The 14,076-nt window shown below is 61.8% G+C and carries 11 protein-coding genes; 1 reads left to right on the plus strand and 10 read right to left on the minus strand.

Annotated elements, in window-relative coordinates:
- The 4 genes from alaS to pncC all read right to left on the minus strand — a co-directional run bounded on the left by alaS (window position 1) and on the right by pncC (window position 5,111).
- Window positions 1–2,625: an alanine--tRNA ligase gene (alaS, locus tag AAHA41_RS10625; RefSeq protein WP_042033273.1), complete on the minus strand. Its 2,625-nt coding sequence runs from the start codon at window positions 2,623–2,625 to the stop codon at window positions 1–3.
- A 295-nt stretch (window positions 2,626–2,920) separates the two neighbouring features.
- Entirely contained in the window at window positions 2,921–3,430 is a 510-nt protein-coding gene (locus AAHA41_RS10630) for a regulatory protein RecX (RefSeq protein ID WP_323070519.1), read from the minus strand.
- Window positions 3,431–3,474: 44 nt separating this feature from the next.
- Window positions 3,475–4,539, minus strand: coding sequence for a recombinase RecA (recA, locus tag AAHA41_RS10635; protein ID WP_043851986.1), 1,065 nt, complete (start codon window positions 4,537–4,539; stop codon window positions 3,475–3,477).
- 80 nt (window positions 4,540–4,619) lie between these two features.
- Window positions 4,620–5,111 (minus strand): nicotinamide-nucleotide amidase, encoded by a 492-nt coding sequence (pncC, locus tag AAHA41_RS10640; RefSeq protein WP_033115928.1) that lies wholly within the window; start codon window positions 5,109–5,111, stop codon window positions 4,620–4,622.
- A 217-nt stretch (window positions 5,112–5,328) separates the two neighbouring features.
- Between pncC and mutS the strand changes: the two genes are divergently transcribed.
- Window positions 5,329–7,911 (plus strand): DNA mismatch repair protein MutS, encoded by a 2,583-nt coding sequence (mutS, locus tag AAHA41_RS10645; protein WP_323070502.1) that lies wholly within the window; start codon window positions 5,329–5,331, stop codon window positions 7,909–7,911.
- A 75-nt stretch (window positions 7,912–7,986) separates the two neighbouring features.
- Here the strand turns inward: mutS and cfa are convergent, their stop codons facing one another.
- The 6 genes from cfa to AAHA41_RS10675 all read right to left on the minus strand — a co-directional run bounded on the left by cfa (window position 7,987) and on the right by AAHA41_RS10675 (window position 14,076).
- On the minus strand, window positions 7,987–9,135 hold the full coding sequence (gene cfa / locus AAHA41_RS10650; protein WP_041210816.1) for a cyclopropane fatty acyl phospholipid synthase: 1,149 nt from the start codon (window positions 9,133–9,135) through the stop codon (window positions 7,987–7,989).
- 247 nt (window positions 9,136–9,382) lie between these two features.
- The gene (locus tag AAHA41_RS10655; protein WP_041210815.1) at window positions 9,383–10,246 is read right to left on the minus strand and encodes a patatin family protein; all 864 of its coding nucleotides are present in this window, start codon (window positions 10,244–10,246) and stop codon (window positions 9,383–9,385) included.
- 251 nt (window positions 10,247–10,497) lie between these two features.
- Window positions 10,498–11,394 carry a hypothetical protein gene (locus tag AAHA41_RS10660; RefSeq protein ID WP_320655443.1) on the minus strand — a complete coding sequence of 299 codons (897 nt, stop codon included), beginning with the start codon at window positions 11,392–11,394 and terminating at the stop codon, window positions 10,498–10,500.
- A 74-nt stretch (window positions 11,395–11,468) separates the two neighbouring features.
- Window positions 11,469–12,158: an LrgB family protein gene (locus AAHA41_RS10665; protein WP_041210813.1), complete on the minus strand. Its 690-nt coding sequence runs from the start codon at window positions 12,156–12,158 to the stop codon at window positions 11,469–11,471.
- A complete protein-coding gene (locus tag AAHA41_RS10670; RefSeq protein ID WP_041210812.1) occupies window positions 12,151–12,552 on the minus strand; it encodes a CidA/LrgA family protein in 402 nt (133 codons plus the stop codon). The genes AAHA41_RS10665 and AAHA41_RS10670 overlap by 8 nt, the downstream gene beginning before the upstream one ends.
- A 99-nt stretch (window positions 12,553–12,651) precedes the next feature.
- Entirely contained in the window at window positions 12,652–14,076 is a 1,425-nt protein-coding gene (locus AAHA41_RS10675) for a PLP-dependent aminotransferase family protein (protein ID WP_323070503.1), read from the minus strand.

Here is a 14,076-nt window from a genome sequence, read left to right on the forward strand (position 1 = left end):
TTACAGGCGCTCTTCCAGCCAGGAGTGAACGGATTGCAGCGCTGCCGGCACCGCCTCAGGCTGGGTACCACCCGCCTGTGCCATGTCCGGACGGCCACCGCCCTTGCCACCCACCTGCTGGGCAACCAGATTGACCAGCTCACCGGCCTTGACCTTGCCGGTCAGGTCGTTGGTGACGCCCGCAATCAGGTTGACCTTGCCATCGGCACAGGTTGCCAGCAACACAACACCGGACTTCATCTGGTTCTTCAGCTCGTCCAGCATGCCGCGCAGGGATTTCGGATCGGCCCCTTCCAGCGCTGCAACCAGCACCTTCTGACCGTTGATCTCGATCACCTGACCCAGCAGGTCGTTACCGGCCTGAGCAGCCAGCTTGGCCTTGAGCTGCTCCAGCTCGCGCTCCATCATCTTGGCCTTGTCCAGCATCTGGCGAACCTTGTCGGCGATGCAGAACTGGTCGCCTTTCACCAAGGCAGCAGCCTCTTCGATCTGCTCGCCAACCTGGTGCATGAAGTCGATGGCCGCTTTGCCGGTCACCGCTTCGATACGGCGCACGCCAGCAGCGATACCGCTCTCGGCGATGATCTTGAAGAAGCCGATATCACCGGTGCGCTTGGCGTGAGTACCGCCGCACAGCTCGGTGGAGTAGTCGCCCATGCGCACGACACGCACGTCGTCTTCATATTTTTCACCAAACAGCGCCATGGCACCGGCGGACTTGGCCGCTTCCAGATCCATCAGCTGGGTGGTGATTTCGTGGTTGGCGCGGATCTGGTTGTTGACCAGCTCCTCGACCCGGCGAATGGTCGCCATGGTCAGCCCCTCGAAGTGGGAGAAGTCGAAACGCATGCGCTCGGCTCCAACCAGAGAACCTTTCTGGGTGACGTGCTCGCCCAGAGCCTGACGCAGGGCAGCGTGCAGCAGGTGAGTTACGGAGTGGTTCAGGGCGATGGCCTGACGACGGTCAGCGTCCACCACGGCCTCAACCTCGGCCCCTTTCTCCAGGGTGCCCAGCTCCATGTAGCCCTTGTGGATGATCGCCTTGCCCGCTTTCAGGGTGTCGGTCACGGCAAAGATGCCATCGTCCACTTTCAGGGTACCGCTGTCGCCAATCTGGCCGCCGGACTCGGCGTAGAAGGGGGTCTCTTCCAGCACGATGACCGCTTCGTCACCGGCGATAAGACCGCTCACCTCTTCCACACCCTTGTAGATGCCGACCACGCGAGTGCGCTCGCTCAGGGTCTTGTAACCGGTGAAGGGGGTCTCGAAGTCGAGCTTGAGCATCTCGTTGTAGTTCACGCCGAAGCTGGACGCTTCCTTGGCACGAGCACGCTGCTTCTCCATCTCGGCCTTGAAGCCCTCTTCGTCGATGCCGATCTCGCGCTCGCGCACCACGTCGGCAGTCAGGTCGGCCGGGAAGCCGTAAGTGTCATAGAGCTTGAACACCACTTCGCCCGGAATAACCTTGGCATCGCCCAGGTTGGCCAGAGCGTCTTCCAGCAGCAGCAGACCGCGATCCAGCGTGCGGACGAACTGCTCCTCTTCGATGCGCAGCACACGCTCGACCAGCGGCAGCTGGGCGATCAACTCGGCAGCGACATCCTTCATCTGCACTGCCAGCTCGGCAGCCAGTTTGTAGAAGAAGACATCGGTAGCGCCCAGCTTGCGACCGTGACGAACGGCGCGGCGGATGATGCGACGCAGCACATAGCCACGACCTTCGTTGGACGGCATCACGCCATCTGCCACCAGGAAGGCGCAAGAGCGGATGTGGTCAGCAATAACGCGCAGGGACTGGTTGCTCAGGTCGGTGGTGCCGACAATCTCGGCCGCTTTCTTGATCAGCGCCTGGAAGATGTCGATTTCGTAGTTGGAGTGCACACCCTGCATGATGGCGGAGATACGCTCCAGACCCATGCCGGTATCCACGGACGGACGCGGCAGCGGCTCCATGGTGCCGTCAGCCTGACGGTTGAACTGCATGAACACCACGTTCCAGATCTCGATGAAACGGTCGCCATCCTCTTCCGGTGAGCCGGGACGGCCACCCCAGATGTGATCGCCGTGGTCATAGAAGATCTCGGTGCAGGGACCGCACGGGCCGGTATCGCCCATCGCCCAGAAGTTGTCGGAAGCGTAAGGGGCGCCCTTGTTGTCACCGATGCGCACGATGCGATCGGCCGGGACACCGACCTCTTTTTCCCAGATGTCGAAAGCTTCATCGTCAGTCGCGTAGACGGTCACCAGCAGGCGATCTTTCGGCAGCTGCAGCACCTCGGTCAGGAAGCCCCATGCAAACTTGATGGCATCCTGCTTGAAGTAGTCACCGAAGCTGAAGTTGCCCAGCATTTCGAAGAAGGTGTGGTGACGAGCGGTATAGCCGACGTTTTCCAGATCGTTGTGCTTACCACCGGCACGCACGCAACGCTGGGAAGTCGTCGCGCGATTGTAGGCACGCTTGTCTGCGCCAAGGAACACATCCTTGAACTGGTTCATACCCGCGTTGGTAAACAACAGGGTCGGGTCGTTATGCGGTACCAGCGAGCTGGAGGAGACAACCTGGTGCCCCTGGGAACGGAAATACTCGAGAAACGCAGCGCGAATCTCTGACGTGGACATATACATGGAAAATCCTGCTTGATTCGAATACGGACTTTTAACCGCATTAATGTAAGTTTTCTGCGGGGTAAAGTAAAACGGACAGGGCCGCCACGGGCGAAAAAGCGCACATAAACGGGCCAGAAAAGAGCGCCGCTGCCCACAGTGGCTTTTTTCACTGTCGAGAGGCAAAAAAGCAGCGCATAAAGAGGGATGAGATGAACAAAAGGCGGCTTTTTCGGGATTGCGCTCGCAAGCTACTGAGCCGGCAGGAAAAACATACAAAAAGGAGAGCTGAAACGACTGTTGCCACGCAGTGGCGTTACTCCTCTCGCTCCTGCAGGGCCGAGATGGCATAACGGGCCTGATCCTGGGTAAAGCCGCGCCCCAGCAGATATTTGAGCCACTTCATCCGCAGCTTGAAATCGGCCAGATCGGCAATTTTTGCCCGTCGCTCCAGCAGAGCGAAGGCGAGCTCAAACCAGTCCAGCTCCGGCTGCTCGAAAGCGGCATCGATCTGGCCATCGTTCAGTCCCTTGCGACGCAGGTCGAAACGGATCTTGAGCGGGCCATGTCCCTTGGCGGCACCGGCCCGCACCGCCATGGCACCATAGCGTTCGTCATTGACCCAGTTATAACCGCGGCAGTAGTCGACCACCGCCTCGATCACCTCTTCCTGATAGCCCTGCTGGCGCAAGCGTCTGGCCAGCTCCGACTCGGCACTCTCGCGGCGGGCCAGACTGCGCATGGCATAGCCGCGGGCAGCGGCCAGCTGTTCGGCAAAGGTCGGCTCGGCGGGCTCGAGCGGTTCGGTCACGGATTCATCTACCATCATAAATAACAAGGCCGGGTATCTACCCGGCCTTCCTTTGTTCCTTATTCGAACTCTTGTTCGCTTTCGGCATCGAACTCTTCTGCCTCAACCGATGCAGCCTTGTCATCGACAGGTACGGCACCGGAGAGCAGCAGCTCGCGCAGCTTGGCTTCCACTTCGCCAGCCAGCGCCTTGTTCTCGGCGAACAGTTTCATCACGTTGGCCTTGCCTTGACCAATCTTCTCGCCGTTGTAGCTGTACCAGGCACCCGCCTTGTCGATCAGCTTGTGCTTGACGCCGAGATCCACCAGCTCGCCCTCTTTGGAGATGCCGGCACCGTAGAAGATCTGGAATTCGGCCTGCTTGAAGGGAGGAGCCACCTTGTTCTTCACTACCTTGACGCGGGTCTCGTTACCGACCACTTCGTCGCCTTCCTTGATGGCGCCGGTACGACGGATATCCAGACGCACGGAGGCGTAGAACTTGAGCGCGTTACCACCGGTAGTGGTCTCCGGGCTGCCGAACATGACGCCGATCTTCATCCGGATCTGGTTGATGAAGATGCACAGGCAGTTGGCGTTCTTGATGTTGGCGGTCAGCTTGCGCAGCGCCTGGGACATCAGACGGGCCTGCAGGCCAACGTGGGAGTCACCCATCTCGCCTTCGATTTCCGCTTTCGGAGTCAGGGCCGCCACGGAGTCGACGATGATGACGTCAACGGCGTTGGAGCGAACCAGCATGTCGCAGATCTCCAACGCCTGTTCACCGGTATCCGGCTGGGAGATGAGCAGGTCGTCGACGTTGACGCCCAGCTTGGCGGCATAGATGGGATCCAGCGCGTGCTCCGCATCGACGAAGGCACAGGTCTTGCCCTTCTTCTGGGCTTCGGCGATCACCTGCAGGGTGAGGGTAGTTTTACCGGAAGATTCCGGGCCGTAGATCTCGACGATACGACCACACGGCAGACCACCGATCCCCAGCGCTACGTCCAGAGAGAGGGAGCCAGTGGAGATGGCTTCGATATCCATGGTCTTGCTGTCGCCCAGACGCATGATGGAGCCTTTGCCGAACTGCTTTTCAATCTGACCCAGCGCAGCCGCCAGTGCCTTCTGTTTGTTCTGATCCATGCCAATCTCCGCTGGAAATCGTGAGTAAAAAATGAAGTTGGGCTAAGTATACTGTCTATTCATACAGTATCAAGCCCAATTTATCTGAGCAGGGCCAACAGACCCGACAAGGCCTGTCTCACCGCCTGCTGGCGCACCTGCCGGCGATCCCCGTCGAAGCGGGCCAGCAGGGAGTGGTGGCGGCCATTGCTGTCGGCCCATGCGAACCAGACAGTGCCGACCGGCTTGCCCTCGGTGGCGCCGCCGGGGCCGGCGATGCCGCTGATGGCAACGCTGATGGAGGCAGACGAGTGCGCCAGCGCGCCACGGGCCATCTCCAGCACCACCGCCTCGCTCACCGCGCCGTGCCGCTCAAGGCTCTCGCGGCTAACTCCCAGCATCTGCTGTTTGGCCTCGTTGGTGTAGGTGACAAAGCCGCGATCGAACCAGCCGGAGCTACCCGCGATGTCGGTGATGGCCGTAGCCACTCCACCGCCGGTACAGGATTCGGCGGTCGCCGCCAGCCAGCCCCGCTGACCAAGGGCCCGCCCCAGCTCGATGGCGAGGTGCTCTATCTCTGCGTCCAGTTTCATCACCGCTCCTTCTGATGCGTGGAAAGGGCACATTATGCGATCCCGCCGCAGCCCCTCGCAACTGAGCTGATTGTCACAAGGCTGATGACGCGCATCAGCCAAATGGTGGCGCGAGCCAACCTCCCCCGGCGCGGCGCTTATGTGTAGAATGGCGCCATCAAGCTCAAGGCTCATCACCGCAGACCCGGGCCCGCAGAGGCCCCTTCTGGAATAGAACATGACCGCACAACACCAAGCTACTGGCGCTGCGCCAAGCGCCAATCTCAGCGCCCACACGCCCATGATGCAGCAGTATCTGACCCTCAAGGCCGAGAACCCGGAGATCCTGCTGTTCTACCGGATGGGCGACTTCTACGAGTTGTTCTATGACGATGCCCGCAAGGCCTCCCAGCTGCTCGATATCTCCCTGACCAAGCGCGGCCAGTCGGCCGGTAGCCCCATCCCGATGGCAGGCGTGCCCTATCACGCCATCGAGGGTTATCTGGCCAAGCTGGTGCAGCTCGGCGAATCGGCCGCCATCTGCGAACAGGTGGGGGATCCCGCCACCAGCAAGGGGCCGGTGGAGCGCAAGGTCATTCGCATCATCACCCCGGGCACCGTCTCCGACGAGGCACTGCTCAGCGAGCGACAGGACAACCTGATCGCCGCCGTCTATCACGATGGCCGCCGCTTCGGCTACGGCACCATGGACATTGGCTCCGGCCGCTTCTTCATCAACCAGTTCGAGAAGGAAGAGACCCTGCTGGCGGAGCTGCAGCGCACCAATCCGGCGGAGCTGCTCTACCCCGAATCCTTCGCCTTCCTGCACCACGTCGAGGGACGCCGCGGTCTGCGCCGACGCCCGGAGTGGGAGTTCGAGCTCGGTACCGCCCGCAAGCTGCTCTGCCAACAATTCGGTACCCAGGATCTGGTGGGCTTTGGCGTCGAACAGAGCGAGACCGCCCTGTGTGCTGCCGGTTGCCTGATGCAGTACGTCAAGGACACCCAGCGCACCGCCCTGCCCCACATTCGCAGCGTGCGCCTCGAGCAGCCCGATCACGCGGTCATCATGGATGCCGCCACCCGCCGCAATCTGGAGCTGACCCAGAATCTGGCCGGCGGTCACGACAACACCCTCTCCGCCGTGCTCGATTGCACCGCCACGCCGATGGGCAGCCGGCTGCTCAAACGCTGGATCCACCAGCCGATCCGCGATCGGGTGATCCTGAAAGGTCGCCAGAGCACCATCACGGAGCTCATCGAGCAGAACCTCTATGACGAGTTGGGTGGTCTGCTACGTCAGGTCGGCGATGTGGAGCGGGTGCTGGCACGCCTCGCCCTGCGCTCGGCCCGTCCGCGCGACCTCACCCGGCTGCGGCAGGCTTTTGCCCAGCTGCCCGAACTGCAGCGCCTGCTGGCGGAGAGCGAGCACGAGGCGGTGCAGCAGCTGCGCGAGCGGGCCAGCACCTTCCCCGAGCTGCTGGACCTGCTGGAACGCGCCGTGATGGAGGTGCCGCCGGTGCTGATCCGCGATGGCGGCGTGATCCGTGAAGGGTTCAACGCCGAGCTGGACGAGCTGCGGGATCTGGCCAACGGCGCCACCGCCAGCCTCGCCCGCATCGAGGAGCGGGAGAAGCTGCTGACCGGCATCAACACCCTCAAGGTGGGTTACAACAAGGTGCACGGCTTCTATATCGAGGTGAGCCGCGCCAACAGCCATCTGGTGCCGGCCCACTACATCCGCCGCCAGACCCTCAAGAACAACGAACGCTACATTATCGACGAGCTGAAAAAGTACGAGGATCGGGTGCTCACCGCCCAGGCGCAGGCGCTGGCGCTGGAGAAACGCCTCTACGAAGAGCTGCTCGATGCCCTGCTGCCGCATCTGGGCGATCTGCAGGAGTCTGCTGCCGCGCTGGCGGAGCTGGACGTGCTGGCCAACCTGGCCGAGCGGGCCGAGACCCTCGACTACCGCTGCCCCACCCTCATCGACGAAGATCAGATCATCATTGAGGCGGGCCGCCATCCGGTGGTGGAGCAGGTGATGACCGACCCCTTCATCGCCAACCCCATCCGGCTGGAGCGGGAGCGGCGGATGCTGATCATCACCGGCCCCAACATGGGTGGTAAATCGACCTACATGCGCCAGACCGCGCTAATCGTGCTGCTGGCCCACATCGGCGCCTTCGTCCCGGCCGACAGCGCCCGCATCGGCCCCATCGACCGCATCTTCACCCGCATCGGAGCATCGGACGATCTCGCCTCCGGCCGATCCACCTTTATGGTGGAGATGACCGAGACCGCCAACATCCTCAACAACGCCACCGCCCGCAGTCTGGTGCTGATGGACGAAATTGGCCGCGGCACCAGCACCTACGACGGCCTCTCGCTGGCGTGGGCCTGCGCCGAGCAGCTGGCGAGCAAGATTGGCGCCTACACCCTGTTTGCCACCCACTACTTCGAGCTGACCCGCTTGCCGGAGCTGATGAGCGGGCTGGCCAACGTCCACCTCGATGCGGTGGAGCACGGCGACACCATCGCCTTTATGCACGCGGTGCAGGAGGGGGCGGCCAGCCGCTCCTACGGTCTGCAAGTGGCGGCGCTGGCGGGGGTACCCAAATCGGTGATCCAGCAGGCCCGTCACAAACTGCACGAGCTGGAAAGCGCTACCCCGGTGGCCGGTGGCGAATCTCGCCCGGCCCCGGTGGCCATGGCGCCCCAGAGCCATCCGGTAGTCGATGAGCTGGAAGCGGTGCGTCCGGACGAGCTCACCCCGCGGCAGGCGCTGGATCTGCTCTATCGCCTCAAGCAGATGCTGTAAACACAGGCTGCCACTCAAGCATGCAAAAGGGGAACCGCGAGGTTCCCCTTTTCATTCGCACCAGCGCCCCACGCCCTAACGGGGTACACGGATCCCGCCGGTCACCCCTTTGGGGCTGAACAGCACCTGCCAGAGCTGAATATCCCGCGCCCGGAATGCCCCGGCACAAGCATTCAGGTAATAGGTGAACATCCGGTAGAATCGCTCGTTGTAATGCGACTTCAATTTCGGCCAGGCCGCATTGAAACGAGTCAGCCAGGCCATCAGGGTGCGATCATAATCGGCACCGAAATTATGCCAATCTTCCATGACAAATTGTTTTTCACTGCTCTGGGCTATTTGCAATATCGAGGGGAGACAACCATTCGGAAAAATATATTTATCAATCCACTTGTCCACATTCAAATCAGTTTTATTTGAGCCGATGGAATGCAACAGGAAAAGGCCATCTTCTACCAGATTATTGGCGACCACCTCAAAATAGGTCGCATAGTTTTTCGGCCCGACGTGTTCAAACATCCCTACCGATACAATCCGGTCAAATTGCTCGTTGAGATCGCGATAATCCTGCAGACGGATCTCGACCGGCAACCCGGAACAGTTCTCCTGTGCCAGCGCCTGCTGCTCCGCCGAGATGGTCACACCGACCACCGACACCCCATAATGCTCGGCAGCAAAACGTGCCAGTCCACCCCAGCCACATCCGATATCCAGCAGCCGCATCCCCTTTTGCAGCCGCAGCTTCTCGCAAATCAGGTGCAGTTTATCGCTCTGCGCCTGCTCCAGATTATCGGCACTGGCCCAGTAACCACAGGAGTACTGCATATAGGGGTCCAGCATCAGTTCAAACAGATCGTTGCCAAGATCATAATGCTCCCGCCCGACCTGCCAGGCACGTCTGCGACTCTGCCTGTTCACCAGTCGGCTGGTGAGTACATAAGCAATGTCGGAGAGGTGACGCGGAACACGCTCTTCAACTCCGGCCACCAGCAGGCGATGGAACAGCATGTCAAGCCGCGGGCAATCCCACCAGCCATCCATGTAGCTCTCACCCAGTCCCAACGACCCCTCTTTGATAACCCGGGAGAAAAAGAGGTGATTATTTATTTTGATATCATATGGCTGGGGGCCATTAATCGTCACACCGGCATATTCAAGCAGCTCTGCGACAATATTGTAATAGTGGCTTTCAGCTACGCACAATTCCAACTCTTGGGTTGCCATAACAATATTCCTTTTCAATTTTCAGACAATCCTCCCCGGCATATAAATAGCGACCAAAAACAACATAGGTGAAAATAAGGGAAAAGGATGCCCCGTCATCAACCATCAAATAATGGGATGAATCTATATGTCACCTGGTTGCTGCCGGCTAGCAAGTCATGCCGATGGCGGATCAACAGCTACAACGCAAATAGAGGAATGAACCGACCTTTGATACTGCCAGACTCATCCAATCAATGTTTGGCCCTCAGGCGACTGCCATCACCTCGCCAGCCGCCCGCAGCAGACTCTGGCGCCCTTGCCAGTAGCCCTGCAGATAGCCGGACTCTAGCTTGAGCTGATCGCGGGTAAAGCGGGAGACCGGAAAACCGGCCGGTGGCGCGATCACCTCGATCTCGCAATCGGCGGGCGGCGTTTCGATAAAGTCGAGGGCGCGGTTGTAGGCCACATCCCGTGCCAGCATCGCCTGTGCCAGTGCAGGCTGGGTCTTGAGCAGCGCCTTCACCATCCAGCAGAAGCGGGCCGGCTTCTTGCGATAACCGCGCGGCTCGGAGAGCACCACCGTCATCCGCCGTGCCCCGCGTCGATAGGCCTCGATCACCGGGATGGAGTCGCTGATGCCGCCATCCGCCATGGGACGGCCATCGACAGAGGGAGTCTCGTGCTGCACCACCGGCAGGGCGCAGGTGGCAGTCAGCACCTCGTCCATGTTGTCGGGGCGCACCGGCAGGTAGACGGCTTCACCGGTCGCCACATCGGTGGTGACCGCATAGAAGGGAATGCGGCAGGCGGAGAAGGTGTCGAGATCGAGGGGAAAACGGTAACGACTGGTTCGCCAGAGCCAGCTGATATCCACCAGATCGCCCCCCTTGACGAAGCGCAGCGGGTCGAGAAAGTCGCTGCTGCAGGCCAGCTCGGTGATGATGTGATGGCTGCGGCGTGGCTGCTCGCTCAGGTAAGAGACCAGATTGGTCGCCCCGGCCGAGACGCCCATGACGAAATCGAACGGGTAGTGGTGGCTTTCCACGAAGGCATCGAGCACGCCACTGGCGAAGATGCCGCGCATGGCGCCCCCTTCGACAATGAGCGCGTTGGTAGCAGAAGAGAACATGTGAAGGCTCCGTCAGCGGTAACAAATCCGGGGCATGCCCCGATCGGTGATGGACGCCTTCATGTCGGACACCAAGACGCCTGAACTGGACGGTTCGGACAGTGTCGCTGCGCCGATACCGTGAAGCAAAGCCAGTATATGCAGCAGAAAATCATTCTAAAAATGAATTTAAATAATAAACATCATGCCACTTTGGAATGATTTTCAGCGCAAAAAGGCCAGCCGCAGGGCTGGCCGTGTTTTCGCTTCACTCAGGGCAAGCCGGGGCCAAAACGCCCGGTCACCGGATCGTAGTGGTAGGCGTCGTAATCAAAGTCGATCCCTTTGAGCAACGGATTGGGCAGCTCGAACAACTGCCGCTCATGGAGCCTGGCCTGATCGAGGGAGGGTTTGAAGTGGTGCAGCCAGAGTCGCTGCAGCGACCCATCCTGCCACGCCAGCTTGAGCCCGGCCTGAATGCGCCGGATCCCCGCCTGATTCTCCTTGAAGGTGTAAAAGAGATGGAGGAATGGGTAGTGCAGGGCGATATGCTGCTCCACGGTGAGGCCGGGCAGATCCCGGTGCTGCTCCAGCTCGGTGAAGAGCTCGTTGGCGCCGCGGCAGAAGAGATCGGCCCGCCCGCGTGCCACCAGCTTGAACAGCCGTTCGTAGCTGTCCACCTCCTGCACCTGCAGACCGGCCGCCCGCAGAATGGCGGCATCCTGCCAGCCGCGCCCCTGCACGTTCTGGTACTGCTTGAGCTGCTCGAAGCGGGTCACCCCGGCAATGGCCTTCGCCTGCTGCGGGCTGACGAAGCAAATGCGATAGCCGAGGATGCCGAGCTCAACCGGAAAGCGGACATAGTCGAGGGCCTCACCGCTATCGGGCTGCGGCGTATCGACGGCAAAGAAGTTGGGATAGAGGTTGGTCTGCAGAACCTGCCGCAGCCGGATCCGGTTCATCGGCGGCGCCGCCCGCAGCTCGTAGTCGCCGAAGCTGTCGCGGGTCTTCTCCAGCGCCAGCTGCAGCAGCTCGCGAAAATAGATAGTGCGCTGATCCCGGTCGCTCTCCGGGCTGATATGGGTAAAGACGTCGCTCGCCCGCAGGGGGGCGGCAAGAAGTGAGAGGCTGCACAGCAGCAAGAAGGACGCGAGGCGATGAAAGGTCATACTGCTCATCCCGGGAATACACGCTCACTAGAGTGTAGCGCCGGGACGAGCAGCCTTGTAAAGGGAAGCTCAGCCTACCAGAACATCCGGCCCAGCAGGGGCGCCAGCAGCACGGTCACCATGCCGGCAATCATCATCACCATGCTGGAGACCACCCCCTCTTCATTGCCCATCTGATAAGCCTTGGCGGTGCCGGCGCCGTGGGCCGAGGCGCCAAACCCCGCCCCCTTGCCGAGACGACTGCGAATGGCCAGCACGGTGAGCACGCTCTCCCCCACCGCCATGCCGATGACGCCGGTCAGCACCACAAACAGCGCCGTGAGATCGCTCTGACCGCCGATGGCGCGGGTCGCCTCCACCGCAAACGGCGTGGTGATGGAGCGCATCGCCAAACTGCGCTGCAACATGTCGGAGAGATCGAGCCAGCGGGCCAGCAGCACGGTACTCCCCACCGCCATGATGACCGAGGCGACCACCCCCACCGACAGCGACAGCCAGTGGCGACGAATGAGCTGGCGGTTCTCGTAGACCGGCACCGCGAAGGCGACGGTCGCCGGGCCCAGCAGCCAGAGCAGCCAGTGGGATTCCGCCATGTAGTCCTGATAGGGGATGTGGAACAGCAGCACCACGGCCACCAGCAGGGTCGGCGCCAGCAGCAGCGGCATCAGCGGCAGGATCCGCTTTTTGCCGTAGAGCCATTTGCTGGCGTAGTAGAAGAGCAGGGTGAGGGCGAAACAGATCAGCCCGAGCAGGGTATCAGACATGACGGCGACTCCGGCGGGCCAGTTTCAGTTCGAGGCGGTACACCCGATCCACCACCAGTGCCGTGGTGCCGAGTACCAGAGTGGTGCTCACCAGCAGCACCACCATGATGCGCCACCCCTCTTGCAGCAGCAGCTCCTGATAGTTGACCACCGCCACCACGGCGGGGACGAAGAAGAGCAGCATCTCCGCCAGCAGCCAGCGCGCACCGGCACTGAACCACTCGGCCTTGACCACTCCGAGCAGGATGCAGGCCAGCAGCAACAGCATGCCGGTGAGGTTGGCGGGCAGCGGCAGATGGAGGGTTCGAACCGCGGTATCGGCCAGCAGCCAGATGGCTGCCAGCAACACAATCTGGAAGGGAGTCTGTAACCAGCGCAGGGCAAGGGATTTCATGATTAAGGGTCTTTCTGTGAACTGGTTCACAGTATAGAGAGAGGCAAAACCTTCCAGAAATGAATTTAAATTATCAATTTCATGCCTGAAAGGAATGCATCACCCCTCCCGCAGTATGCGGCCAAGGTCGCGGCAGAGCTGGCGCAGGGTGCCGTTATCGAGGCCGGCATAGCCGAGCAGCCACCCCTCCCGCTCCGCCTCTCCCAGATAGAAGGGACGCAAGGGTCGCAATCCCAACCCCTGCCGGTTGGCCATGTTTGTCCAGCGCGCCTCGCCACCGGGAGGCAACAGCGCGCTGCACTGCAATCCGGCACCGGTGTGGATGGGGGTCAACTGCGGGCACTGTTCGGCCAGCTGAGCCAGCAGCAGATCCCGCCGGCTGCGGTAGAGCAGCCGCATCTGGCGTAGATGGCTGGCAAAGTAGCCCCCCTGCAGAAACTCGGCAGTCACCGCCTGCAACAGCTGGTTGCTGTGGCCGTCGAACGCGGCGCGCGCACGGGCAAAGGGCTCCAGCAGCGCCGGTGGCAGCACCAGATAGGCGAGGCGCAGCGAACCGAACAGCACCTTGCTGAAGGTACCCACATAGATGACCCGACCGCTGCGATCCAGCCCCTGCAACGAGGGAAGCGGCCGCTGGTCGTACTGAAACTCGCCGTCGTAGTCATCCTCCAGGATCCAGGCCTGCTCCCGCTCGGCGCGGGCCAGCAGCGCCATGCGCCGGGGCAGGCTCATCGCCATGCCGAGGGGATACTGGTGGGAAGGGGTGGTGTAGATGAGGCGCGGCGCCGGATGATCGCCCGCCGGGTTGAGCCCCTCCTCATCCACCGGCACCGGATGGAGGTGCGCCCCGGCGGCCTGCATCGCATTGCGCGCGCCGAGGTAACCCGGCTCCTCCAGCCAGACCGTATCACCGGGGTCGAGCAGCAGCTGGGCGGCGAGCTGGATCCCCTGCTGGGAGCTGGTGAGCAGCAGCACCTGCTCCGGGTGGCAGACCAGTCCGCGCGACTGCACCAGATAGGCGGCGATGGCCTGGCGCAGGGCGGGCAGACCGGCGGGATCGCCATACTGCATCAGACGCGGCCCGTGCCGACGCCACTGCTGCTGCAACAGCCGCCCCCACAGCTCGCGGGGAAAGGCGAGCGTGTCGCCCTGACCGCTGGCAAAACTGTGCGGAGTACCCACCTCCTCCTGACAGGCGCCGCTGGCGAGGATCGCCGCCCCGCGCCTGGACAGGGGAGCGCCACCGCGCTGACTGCTGCGCGGTGCGGGCACCACCGCCAGCGCCACGAAGCTGCCCACGCCGACCCGGCGGGTCAGGTAGCCCTCCGCCTCCAGCCGGCCATAAGCCTGTTCGACCGTGCCACGCGACAAGGAGAGATCCCGTGCCAGCACCCGGCTCGGCGGCAGGCGGCTGCCCTGCGGCAGGTGACCGGCGAGGATGGCATCGCGCACCGTGCGCACCAGTCGCTCCTGCACCGGCAGGCTGGCATCGTTCTCGGCAAACAGGGTCGGCAAGGCGCTCAT

Source organism: Aeromonas sp. SER, assembly GCF_038739615.1.
Taxonomy (GTDB): Bacteria; Pseudomonadota; Gammaproteobacteria; order Enterobacterales; family Aeromonadaceae; genus Aeromonas; species Aeromonas jandaei.

Excerpts from the sequence above, each read along its gene's own strand:
- alaS (WP_042033273.1), bottom strand. The coding sequence starts at position 2,625 with ATGTATATGTCCACGTCAGAGATTCGCGCTGCGTTTCTCGAGTATTTC.
- AAHA41_RS10630 (WP_323070519.1), bottom strand. The coding sequence starts at position 3,430 with ATGGTAGATGAATCCGTGACCGAACCGCTCGAGCCCGCCGAGCCGACC.
- recA (WP_043851986.1), bottom strand. The coding sequence starts at position 4,539 with ATGGATCAGAACAAACAGAAGGCACTGGCGGCTGCGCTGGGTCAGATT.
- pncC (WP_033115928.1), bottom strand. The coding sequence starts at position 5,111 with ATGAAACTGGACGCAGAGATAGAGCACCTCGCCATCGAGCTGGGGCGG.
- mutS (WP_323070502.1), top strand. The coding sequence starts at position 5,329 with ATGACCGCACAACACCAAGCTACTGGCGCTGCGCCAAGCGCCAATCTC.
- cfa (WP_041210816.1), bottom strand. The coding sequence starts at position 9,135 with ATGGCAACCCAAGAGTTGGAATTGTGCGTAGCTGAAAGCCACTATTAC.
- AAHA41_RS10655 (WP_041210815.1), bottom strand. The coding sequence starts at position 10,246 with ATGTTCTCTTCTGCTACCAACGCGCTCATTGTCGAAGGGGGCGCCATG.
- AAHA41_RS10660 (WP_320655443.1), bottom strand. The coding sequence starts at position 11,394 with ATGACCTTTCATCGCCTCGCGTCCTTCTTGCTGCTGTGCAGCCTCTCA.
- AAHA41_RS10665 (WP_041210813.1), bottom strand. The coding sequence starts at position 12,158 with ATGTCTGATACCCTGCTCGGGCTGATCTGTTTCGCCCTCACCCTGCTC.
- AAHA41_RS10670 (WP_041210812.1), bottom strand. The coding sequence starts at position 12,552 with ATGAAATCCCTTGCCCTGCGCTGGTTACAGACTCCCTTCCAGATTGTG.
- AAHA41_RS10675 (WP_323070503.1), bottom strand. The coding sequence starts at position 14,076 with ATGAGCGCCTTGCCGACCCTGTTTGCCGAGAACGATGCCAGCCTGCCG.